Origin of the sequence: Streptomyces sp. DT190 (assembly GCF_049846985.1) — a bacterium.
Taxonomy (GTDB): Bacteria; Actinomycetota; Actinomycetes; order Streptomycetales; family Streptomycetaceae; genus Streptomyces.
In genome coordinates, this window is the sequence record NZ_JBNCNM010000003.1 from 441,719 (window position 1) to 452,451 (window position 10,733).

Consider the following 10,733-nt stretch of genomic DNA (forward strand, 5'->3'; position numbering starts at 1 on the left):
CCACCCCCACGGCCGGGCGCCGCACCTCCCGAAGGCGGCCTCTGTGCCGGCCGGGGCCCAGGTCGTGGGAGCGGCTCCGGTTCCGGGGGCGGGCCCGGTGGGCGGGCTCGGTCACCCTCCGTCCCTCGGGGGCCGTGTCCGCGGCCCCCGAGGGCTGCGGCGGCCGGCCGAGGACGGCGGAACCGCTGTGAGCAGGCGTCCATGGCGTGCGGCCGCCCTCCTGATGGCGGCCGTCCTCGCGGCGGCCGGATGCACCGGCGACGGCGGCGGGGCGGGCGGGGACGGACTGACCGTCGGCGTGCTGCTGCCGAGCCGTGCCGTACCCCGCTGGGAGCAGTCCGACAAGCCCATGATCGAGAAGCGGGTGAAGGAGCTGTGCGCGGAGTGCACGGTGATGTACGCCAACGCCGAGAACGACGCGGCGAGCCAGCGGCAGCAGATGACGTCCATGATCACCCGGGGTGCCTCGGCGCTGATCCTGGACGTCGTCGACCCCCGGGCGCTGCGCTCCTCCGTCCGGGAGGCGCACCGCGAGGGCGTGCCGGTGATCGCCTACGACCGCCTCGCCGAGGGGCCGATCTCGGGCTTCGTCAGCTTCGACGGCAACCAGGTCGGCCGGCTCCAGGGCGCGGCGCTCCTCGCGGCCATGGGCCGGCGCGCCGACGGAGGCGGGATCGTGATGGTGAACGGCGACCCGTCGAGCCCCAACGCCGCCTGGTACGAGCGCGGGGCGATGACCGTCCTGAAGGACCGGGTCCGGGTCCTCAGGTCGTACGACACGCTCGGGTGGCGCACCGAGAACGCGCACGACCACATGTCCGCCGCGATCAGCGCCCTCGGCCCGCAGCGGATCGACGGGGTGCTCGCCGCCAACGACTCGATCGCCGCCGGGGTCATCGCGGCCCTCAAGAGCGCCCGGGTCTCCCCGCTGCCCCCGGTCACCGGCCAGGACGCCGACCTCGACGCCGTGCGGCGCATCGTCGAGGGCGAGCAGTACATGACGGTCTACAAGCCGTTCCGGCTGGAGACGGACGCGGTCGCCGCGCTGGCCGTCGCCCTGGCACGCGGCGAGGCGATCGAGGACCTCGTCACGACGACCGTGGACAGCCCCACCGACCGGGACGTCCCGGCGGTCCTGCTCAACCCGGCCGCGGTCACGCGGGACACCATCGGCCGGACCCTGGTGCGGGACGGCGTCTTCACGGTCGACCAGATCTGCACCCCGAAGCTCCGGCGCGCCTGCGACCGGGCCGGGCTCACCCGGTGAGGGAGGTGGTCGCCGTGATCCATCCGCCCGTGCTGGCGTTGCGCGGCATCTCCAAGCGGTTCGGCGGCGTCCAGGCGCTCGTGGACGTGGACCTCAAGGTGCGCGCCGGTGAGGTCGTGGCCCTGGCGGGCGACAACGGCGCCGGGAAGTCCACCCTGATCAAGGTGATCTCCGGGGTGAGTCCCGCAGACCGGGGCGTGATCGAGTGGGAGGGGCGCCCGGTGCAGATCAAACGCCCGCACGACGCCCACAGCCTGGGCATCGCGACCGTCTACCAGGACCTCGCCATGTGCGACAACCTCGACGTCGTCGGCAATCTCTTCCTCGGCCGGGAGATCGACCGGGTGGGCATCCTCGACGAGGTGGAGATGGAGCGGCGCGCCCGCGACCTGATGCGCGCGCTGTCGATCCGCATCCCCGACGTGCGCATGCCGGTGGCGGCACTGTCCGCCGGGCAGCGGCAGGCCGTCGCGATCTCCCGCTCGCTCATGGCCGCGCCGAAGGTCCTGTTGCTCGACGAGCCCACCGCCGCGCTGGGCGTGGAGCAGACCAGCCATCTGCTCGACCTCATCGAGGAGGTCCGCGACCACGGCATGGCGATCATCCTCATCAGTCACGACATGGGTGACATCAAGGCCGTCGCGGACCGGGTGGCCGTGCTGCGGCTGGGGCGCAACAACGGCCTGTTCGACGTGAGCACGGTGACGCAGGAGCAGATCATCTCCGCCGTCACCGGGGCGGCGGACAACGCCGTGGCCCATCGTGCGCGCGGGGACGAGGAGGCGTGGCCGTGAGCCGCGGCGGGCCGCAGCGCGACGGCCCGGGGGCCGGGCGGGTCACGACCGGCCGGACGGAGCGCGGCCGTGGCTGGCAGGAGAGCCTGCGGGGGTACGCCGCCGAGGTGCGCGGGAGCGTGCGGTCGAACGAGCGCGGGCCGGTCCTGGTCATCGCCGGTCTGGTCGTCATCTGGGGTGTCTTCCAGGCGCTGGACGACAAGTTCCTCTCGCCGCGCAACCTGTCGAACATCGGCGTGGACATCGTCGGGACCGGTCTGGTCGCCGTGGGCATCGTGTTCGTGCTGCTGATCCGGGAGATCGATCTGTCGGTCGGTTCGGTCAGCGGCCTGGCGGGGGCGGCGTTCGCCGTGCTGAACGTGAACCACGGGGTGCCGGAGTGGTTCGCGGTGATCGTGGCGGTGGCCGCGGGCACCGCCGTGGGGGCCTTCCACGGTGTCTTCCACGCCTGGCTGGGGGTGCCCGCGTTCGTGGTGACGCTCGCCGGACTGCTGGCGTGGAACGGTCTGACGCTGTACCTGCTGGGCGCGAGCGGCACGATCAACATCGACGAGGAAGGGCTGGTGGCGTCCCTGACCAGCCGGCACTTCGGTGCCGACGCGGCGGCCTACGCGGTCGCCGCGCTCGGCACGGCCGGGTACCTGCTGGCCGCGCGCCGCCGGCGCAGCCGCCACCGGGCCGCCGGCATGCCCTACCGGCCGGAGGGCGAGATCTGGCTGCGCACCGTCCTGCTCGCGGTGGTCGCCTTCGCCGCGGCCCACACCCTCAACCGCTTCCAGGGCCTGCCGCTCGCGCTGCTGATCTTCCTGGTGGTGCTGGTCGTCGCCGACTACGTGCTGCGGCGCACCCGCTACGGGCGGCGGGTGTACGCGCTCGGCGGCGGGGTCGAGGCGGCGCGGCGGGCGGGCATCGGGGTGGAGCGGGTGCGGGTCGCGATGTTCATGGTGTCGGGGACGCTGGCCGCGTTCGGCGGGCTGTTCGTGGCGTCGGGGCTGACCTCGGCGAGCCCGACCACGGCCCGGGCCGCCGGTTCCGGGATGCTGCTGATCAACGCGATCGCGGCGGCCGTGATCGGCGGCACGAGCCTGTTCGGCGGGCGGGGTTCGCCCTGGTCGGTGCTGCTCGGGGTGCTGGTCATCCAGTCGATCGCCTCGGGCATGGGACTGCTGGGGGTGCAGGACGCCGTGCAGTTCATGATCACCGGTGGGGTGCTGCTGGCCGCCGTCGCGGCCGACGCCCTCTCCCGGCGGGCGGCGGCCCGGAGCGGCCTACCCTGATTCCCGGCACTTTGTACGCTTATGTCTAGGAAAGACTTGGATGGGTAAGGGCCGGTTGTCATGACACGGAGCCGCCTCGCCAGGGTGGCCGTGGCCGCCACGGTCGCCGCGGGCCTGGCCCTCGCCGGGTGCGGGGACACCGATCCGCCCGGCGCCGGGGAGCGGGCCGACCTCACCGTGCTCGCCGCGGACGGCCCCCAGATGCAGACCCTGGAGAGGCTCACCAAGCGGCACTTCACCGCGAGGACCGGCATCACGGTCGACTACACGCTGCTCCCGGAGAACGAGGCCCGCGAGCGGATGAACAGCGAGTTCGCCACCCAGGCCGGGACGTACGACGTGGCGAGCGTCAGCGCGTACGAGGTGCCGATCTACGCGGACAACGGCTGGCTCGCCCCGCTGGACTCCTACGTGAAGGCGGACGAGGACTTCGACCAGGAGGACATCTTCCCGAACCTGGTGGCGTCGCTGACCGGGGAGGACGGCCGGCTCTACGCCGAGCCCTTCTACGGCGAGGGCTCCTTCCTGATGTACCGCAAGGACCTGTTCCGCAAGGACGGCCTGACCATGCCGGCGAAGCCGACGTGGCAGCAGGTCGCCGACCTCGCCGCCCGGCTCGACGGCACGGACGGCGCGAGCGGCATCTGCCTGCGCGGCCTGCCCGGCTGGGGCCAGAACCTCGCCCCGATCAACACGGTCGTCAACACCTTCGGGGGCACCTGGTACGACATGGACTGGAACGCGCGCCTGACCTCGCCCGAGTTCCGGAAGGCCGTCGGGTTCTACGTCGACCTGCTGCGCTCCCACGGCCAGCCGGGCGCGGAGCGGATGGGCGTCATGGAGATCCTCGACCGCTTCGTCGAGGGCGGCTGCGCCATGATGTACGACGCCACCTCGCTGGCGTCGACGGTGGAGGCCGACACCTCGGCGGTCAAGGGCAAGGTGGGCTACGTCCCGGCCCCGCACGAGCGGACCGAGAAGGCCGGCTGGCTGTGGACCTGGGCGTGGGGCGTCCAGCAGGCCTCGCGGAACAAGGACGCCGCCTGGGAGTTCATCTCCTGGGCCTCCTCCAAGGAGTACCAGGAGCTGGTCGGCCGGGAACGGGGCTGGACGTCGGCGCCGGCCGGGAACCGCAGGTCGCTGTACGCCAACCCGGAGTACCAGCAGGCGGCCGCGGCCTGGTACCGGCAGGAGTACACGGCGGCCACCGACTCGGCCGATCCGCACAACCCCGGCGTCGCCCCCCGGCCCTACGACGGTATCGGGTTCCTGGGCATCCCCGAGTTCGCCGTGCTCGGCACGGCGGTCTCGGAGCAGATCGCCGCGGCCATCGCCGGGCGTCAGTCGGTGGACACGGCGCTGGAGAAGTCCCAGGACCTCGCCCAGGCCGCGGCGGCGAAGTACCGGGGCGGGTGAAACGGCGCGGGCCGCGCCCCCGGATCACCCGGGGACGCGGCCCTCGAACCGCCTGAGCGGCCCTGCCGGTCCGCCTACTTGCGGATCAGGTTGCGCAGCACGTACTGCATGATGCCGCCGTTGCGGTAGTAGTCCGCCTCACCGGGGGTGTCGATGCGGACGACCGCGTCGAACTCGACACCGGTGTCGGTGGTGACCTTCACCGTGCGCGGGGTGGTGCCCTCGTTGAGCTCGGTGACGCCGGCGATGGAGAAGGTCTCCTCACCGGTCAGGCCGAGGGACGCGGCCGACTGGCCCTCCGGGAACTGCAGCGGCAGGACGCCCATGCCGATGAGGTTCGAGCGGTGGATGCGCTCGTAGGACTCGGCGATGACGGCCTTGACGCCGAGGAGCGCGGTGCCCTTGGCCGCCCAGTCGCGGGACGAGCCGGAGCCGTACTCCTTGCCGGCCAGGACGACCAGCGGGATGCCGGCGGCCTGGTAGTTCTGCGAGGCGTCGTAGATGAAGGAGACCGGGCCGCCCTCCTGCGTGAAGTCACGCGTGTAGCCGCCCTCGGTGCCCGGCGCGATCTGGTTGCGCAGGCGGATGTTGGCGAACGTACCGCGGATCATGACCTCGTGGTTGCCTCGGCGCGAGCCGTAGGAGTTGAAGTCACGACGCTCCACACCGTGCTCGGTGAGGTACTTGCCGGCCGGGGTGTCGGCCTTGATGGCACCGGCCGGGGAGATGTGGTCGGTGGTGACCGAGTCACCGAGCTTGGCGAGCACGCGGGCGCCGGAGATGTCGGAGACCGGGGTGGTCTCCATCGTCATGCCCTCGAAGTACGGGGGCTTGCGCACGTAGGTGGACTCGGGGTCCCACTCGAAGGTGTTGCCGGTCGGGATCGACAGCGCCTGCCACTGGGCGTCGCCAGCGAAGACGTCCGCGTAGGACTTGGCGAACATGTCCTCGCCGATGGCGTTGGCGACGACGTCGTTCACCTCGGCCTCGGAGGGCCAGATGTCCTTCAGGTAGACCGGGTTGCCGTCCTGGTCGGTGCCCAGGGCGTCCTTGGTGATGTCCACCTTCATGGAGCCGGCGATGGCGTACGCGACGACCAGCGGCGGGGACGCCAGGTAGTTCATCTTGACGTCGGGGTTGATGCGGCCCTCGAAGTTCCGGTTGCCGGAGAGGACCGAGGTGACCGCGAGGTCGTGGTCGTTGACGGCCTTGGAGACCTCCTCCGGCAGCGGGCCGGAGTTGCCGATGCAGGTGGTGCAGCCGTAGCCGACGAGGTTGAAGCCGACCTTGTCGAGGTAGGGGGTCAGGCCCGCCTTCTCGAAGTAGTCGGTGACGACCTTGGAGCCCGGGGCGAGGGTGGTCTTGACCCACGGCTTGCGGGTCAGGCCCTTCTCGACCGCCTTCTTGGCCACCAGGGCGGCGGCGACCATGACGTACGGGTTGGAGGTGTTGGTGCAGGAGGTGATGGCCGCGACCGTCACCGCGCCGTGGTCGATCTCGTAGGAGCTGCCGTCGGGGGCGGTCACGGTGACCGGGTTGGACGGGACGGCGGCACCGGTGCCGTCGGCGTGCTGCGGCGCGCCGGCGCCGTTCTCCTGGGTGCCGTAGGCCGGGGCGTCGGAGGCCGGGAAGGACTCGGCGCTGGCCTCGTCGACCGGGGAGGCCGAAGCGGCCGCCTGCTGGGCGACGGGCGCGTCGACGTAGTTGAGGACGTCCTTGGCGAACTGCTCGGCGGCGTTCGCCAGGACGATGCGGTCCTGCGGGCGCTTCGGGCCGGCGATCGACGGGACGACCGTGGCGAGGTCGAGCTCCAGCTTCTCGGAGAAGTCGGGCTCGGCGGCCGGGTCGAGCCAGAGGCCCTGCTCCTTGGCGTAGGCCTCGACGAGCGCGACCTGCTGCTCGGAGCGGCCGGTCAGGCGCAGGTAGTTCAGGGTCTCGTCGTCGATCGGGAAGATCGCGGCGGTGGAGCCGAACTCCGGCGACATGTTGCCGATGGTGGCGCGGTTGGCGAGGCTCGTCGCGGCCACGCCCTCGCCGTAGAACTCGACGAACTTGCCGACGACGCCGTGCTTGCGCAGCATCTCGGTGATGGTGAGCACCAGGTCGGTGGCGGTGGTGCCGGTGGGCAGCTCACCGGTCAGCTTGAAGCCGACGACGCGCGGGATCAGCATGGAGACCGGCTGGCCGAGCATGGCGGCCTCGGCCTCGATGCCGCCGACGCCCCAGCCGAGGACGCCGAGGCCGTTGACCATGGTGGTGTGCGAGTCGGTGCCGACCAGGGTGTCGGGGTAGGCCTTGCCGTCGCGGACCATGACGACACGGGCCAGGTGCTCGATGTTGACCTGGTGGACGATGCCGGTGCCGGGCGGGACGACCTTGAAGTCGTCGAAGGCGGTCTGGCCCCAGCGCAGGAACTGGTAGCGCTCCTTGTTGCGGCCGTACTCCAGGTCGACGTTCTGCTGGAAGGCGTCGTTGGTGCCGAACTTGTCGGCGATCACGGAGTGGTCGATGACCATCTCGGCCGGCGACAGCGGGTTGATCTTGTTCGGGTCGCCGCCCAGCTCCTTGACGGCCTCGCGCATGGTGGCGAGGTCGACGACGCAGGGAACACCGGTGAAGTCCTGCATGATCACGCGGGCCGGCGTGAACTGGATCTCCTGGCTGGGCTGGGCCTGCGAGTCCCAGCCGCCGAGGGCACGGATGTGGTCGGCGGTGATGTTCGCGCCGTCCTCGGTGCGGAGCAGGTTCTCCAGCAGGACCTTGAGGCTGTAGGGGAGGCGGGCCGAGCCCTCCACCTTGTCCAGCCGGAAGATCTCGTACGACTCGTCGCCCACCTGCAGCGTGCTGCGGGCGTCGAAGCTGTTCGCCGACACGACAGTCTCCTTCATTGATGTGCGCGTACCACCACGATCCTGCCGCCATGGCCTCTCGACCGATCCGCTAAGGTAAGGCTAAGTTAGGTAACCCTTACCGGGGTGGCGACTGCGGTGCTCCTCGGCAGATATCTCGATGTCGAGATAACTCTAGTACACCCGGCGCGGTTGGTCATGCCCGGGCGACACCCGAGCCGCATCCCGTATGGCCGAAACACGCCGGTACGCCCCCGGGGGTGGGGTGCGAGCCGGCGGCTGCGCGTCGGCGGCGGTGCCCACCGGACCGCCCCGCTCCCCCCACGAGGCCGGCAGAACGGCTTCAACGGGGCCATCAGAACGGGAACTCGGGGTAACCGAACGGAACCGGGGACCCCCGGTGACACCGAAAGGAGCCCCTGAATGCCCCTCACGTTCCGTAAGAGTTTCCGGATTCTTCCCGGCGTGCGGCTCAACATCAACAAGCGCTCCTGGTCCATCACGACCGGCGGCGGGAAGAACGGCCCCCGGCACACCCGCAGCAGTACCGGACGTCGTACGACTTCGATGGATTTGCCCGGACCTTTCGGGTGGCGGCGCACCACGACGTCCAAGCGACACTGAGGCTGCGGGGCGGGATTGACGACCCCTCACCCGTACGGACCCCCCGTTCGGGCCTGATCTCATATCTGAGATAACCTCAATCCCATGGCAGACGACTACCTCGTACGCATCGGCAAGCTCATCCGTGACGCCCGGCAGCACCGTGGCTGGACGCAGTCGCAGCTGGCCGAGGCGCTCGGTACCAGCCAGAGCGCCGTCAACCGGATCGAGCGCGGAAACCAGAACATCAGCCTTGAGATGATCGCCCGTATCGGGGAGGCCCTCGACAGCGAGATCGTCTCGCTCGGCTACGCCGGTCCGATGCATCTGCGGGTGGTCGGCGGCCGCCGGCTGTCCGGCGCCATCGACGTCAAGACGAGCAAGAACGCGTGCGTGGCGCTGCTGTGCGCCTCACTGCTCAACCAGGGGCGCACAGTACTGCGCCGCGTCGCCCGCATCGAGGAGGTGTACCGCCTCCTGGAGGTGCTGAACTCCATCGGCGTGCGCACCCGCTGGATCAACGACGGGGTCGACCTGGAGATCGTGCCGCCGGCCGAGCTGGACCTGGCGGCCATCGACGCGGACGCGGCCCGCCGCACCCGCTCGATCATCATGTTCCTCGGCCCGCTGCTGCACCGCATGGACCACTTCAAGCTGCCCTACGCCGGCGGCTGCGACCTCGGCACGCGCACCGTTGAGCCGCACATGATCGCGCTGCGCCGGTTCGGCCTGGACATCGCCGCCACCGAGGGGCAGTACCACGCCCGGGTGGACCGCTCGGCAAGCCCGGACCGCCCGATCGTCCTGACCGAGCGCGGCGACACGGTCACCGAGAACGCGCTGCTCGCCGCCGCCCGGCACGACGGCATCACCGTCATCCGCAACGCCTCCTCCAACTACATGGTCCAGGACCTGTGCTTCTTCCTGGAGGCGCTCGGCGTCAAGGTCGACGGCATCGGCACCACCACCCTCACCGTGCACGGCGTGCCGACCATCGACGTCGACGTGGACTACTCCCCCTCCGAGGACCCGGTCGAGGCGATGAGCCTGGTGGCCGCGGCCGTGGTGACGGAGTCGGAGCTGACGGTCCGCCGGGTCCCCATCGAGTTCCTGGAGATCGAGCTCGCGGTCCTGGAGGAGATGGGCCTCGACCACGACCGCACGCCGGAGTACTTCGCCGACAACGGCCGCACCCGCCTGGTGGACCTGACCGTACGGCCCTCCAAGCTGGAGGCGCCGATCGACAAGATCCACCCCATGCCGTTCCCCGGCCTGAACATCGACAACGTCCCGTTCTTCGCGGCCATCGCGGCGGTCGCCCAGGGCAAGACCCTCATCCACGACTGGGTCTACGACAACCGCGCGATCTACCTCACGGACCTCAACCGCCTCGGCGGCCGCCTCCAGCTCCTGGACCCCCACCGCGTCCTGGTCGAGGGCCCGACCCGCTGGCGCGCCGCCGAGATGATGTGCCCGCCTGCGCTGCGCCCCGCGGTGGTCGTCCTCCTGGCGATGATGGCGGCCGAGGGCACCTCGGTGCTGCGCAACGTGTATGTCATCAACCGGGGTTACGAGGACCTGGCGGAGCGGCTGAACTCGATCGGGGCGCAGATCGAGATCTTCCGGGACATCTGACCGGCGGTCGCCACGTGTAGCCCGGCGGGGACGGGAAAGTCCGCCCCTGTGGACGCTGATCTGCTGACCTTCGGACACAGCACCGCCGGGCGGGAGCGGATCGTCGGGCTGTTGCGGGAGGCCCGGGTCGTGGCCGTCGTGGACGTGCGGATCGCTCCCGGCAGCCGGCGTGATCCCGACCTGCTGCGGGAGCGGCTCGGGGTGTGGCTGCCCGCCGGGGGGATCGGGTACCGGTGGGAGCCCGCCCTGGGCGGGTTCCGGCCGCTGCCCGCGGACAGTCCGGACGTGGTCTGGCGCAACAAGTCCTTCCGGGGGTACGCCGCCCACACCCGCTCGCCCGAGTTCGTCACCGCGATGGACCGCCTGCTGCGCGAGGCCGCGGACGCCCGGACGGCCGTGATGTGCAGCGAGGCCGTCTGGTGGCGGTGTCACCGCCGTCTGATCGCCGACTTCGCGGTCCTCGCCCGCGGCGTGCCCGTGCACCATCTCATGCACGACGGGCGCCTCACCCCCCATACGCCGACCGCGGGCGTACGGCTCCGGGACGACGGGCTGCTCGTGTACGACGGCTATGACGGGGAGGCAGCGGGCGGCTGAGGCGGGACCTCGCCGAGTCCGGCGATCGCGGCCGGGGCGTGGCCCGCGGTCGGCAGCGGCCCGCGGATGTCCTCGTCCAGGTCGGACCGTAGCCCAGCAGGACGTCCGCCGGGCCCTCGATGCGGATCTCGCCCAGGGCCGCCGGCAGGAGCAGGGTGCGGGCGCGGTCCAGGGTGCCCGTCCAGGGGCCGGAGGTGACGGCGACCGGGGCGCCCGCGTTGGTGAGGATCCGGGCCGTGGAGAAGATGTGGCGCAGGGCTGCCTGCGTGCCGGCCGTCCAGCGTTCCAGGGCGAA

At 71.2% G+C, this 10,733-nt stretch carries 7 protein-coding genes and 1 pseudogene; 7 read left to right on the forward strand and 1 reads right to left on the reverse strand.

The genetic code is table 11. From position 1 onward, the window contains the following. Positions 1-301: 301 nt before the first annotated feature. From ACPXCS_RS08785 to ACPXCS_RS08800, 4 genes and pseudogenes are all read left to right on the forward strand, one after another. Positions 302-1,267 (forward strand): annotated as a pseudogene (locus ACPXCS_RS08785) (sugar ABC transporter substrate-binding protein); the annotation flags it as partial. A gap of 14 nt (positions 1,268-1,281) precedes the next feature. Next, positions 1,282-2,061 carry an ATP-binding cassette domain-containing protein gene (locus ACPXCS_RS08790; RefSeq protein WP_425944798.1) on the forward strand — a complete coding sequence of 260 codons (780 nt, stop codon included), beginning with the start codon at positions 1,282-1,284 and terminating at the stop codon, positions 2,059-2,061. Next, positions 2,058-3,338 (forward strand): sugar ABC transporter permease, encoded by a 1,281-nt coding sequence (locus ACPXCS_RS08795; RefSeq protein ID WP_425944799.1) that lies wholly within the window; start codon positions 2,058-2,060, stop codon positions 3,336-3,338. Before ACPXCS_RS08790 ends, ACPXCS_RS08795 begins: the two co-directional genes overlap by 4 nt. 60 nt (positions 3,339-3,398) lie before the next feature. Beyond that, positions 3,399-4,754, forward strand: coding sequence for an ABC transporter substrate-binding protein (locus tag ACPXCS_RS08800; RefSeq protein ID WP_425944800.1), 1,356 nt, complete (start codon positions 3,399-3,401; stop codon positions 4,752-4,754). Positions 4,755-4,828: 74 nt separating this feature from the next. Here ACPXCS_RS08800 and ACPXCS_RS08805 read toward each other — a convergent pair whose 3' ends face one another. Then, a complete protein-coding gene (locus tag ACPXCS_RS08805; RefSeq protein ID WP_425944801.1) occupies positions 4,829-7,627 on the reverse strand; it encodes an aconitate hydratase in 2,799 nt (932 codons plus the stop codon). Between the two features lie 399 nt (positions 7,628-8,026). Here ACPXCS_RS08805 and ACPXCS_RS08810 point away from each other — a divergent pair, with 399 nt between their 5' ends. The 3 genes from ACPXCS_RS08810 to ACPXCS_RS08820 all read left to right on the forward strand — a co-directional run bounded on the left by ACPXCS_RS08810 (position 8,027) and on the right by ACPXCS_RS08820 (position 10,438). Next, positions 8,027-8,227 carry a DUF4236 domain-containing protein gene (locus ACPXCS_RS08810; RefSeq protein WP_094053964.1) on the forward strand — a complete coding sequence of 67 codons (201 nt, stop codon included), beginning with the start codon at positions 8,027-8,029 and terminating at the stop codon, positions 8,225-8,227. A gap of 84 nt (positions 8,228-8,311) precedes the next feature. Beyond that, positions 8,312-9,841, forward strand: coding sequence for a helix-turn-helix domain-containing protein (locus ACPXCS_RS08815; protein WP_425944802.1), 1,530 nt, complete (start codon positions 8,312-8,314; stop codon positions 9,839-9,841). A gap of 48 nt (positions 9,842-9,889) precedes the next feature. Continuing rightward, a complete protein-coding gene (locus ACPXCS_RS08820; protein WP_425944803.1) occupies positions 9,890-10,438 on the forward strand; it encodes a DUF488 family protein in 549 nt (182 codons plus the stop codon). The last annotated feature ends 295 nt before the right edge of the window (positions 10,439-10,733 follow it).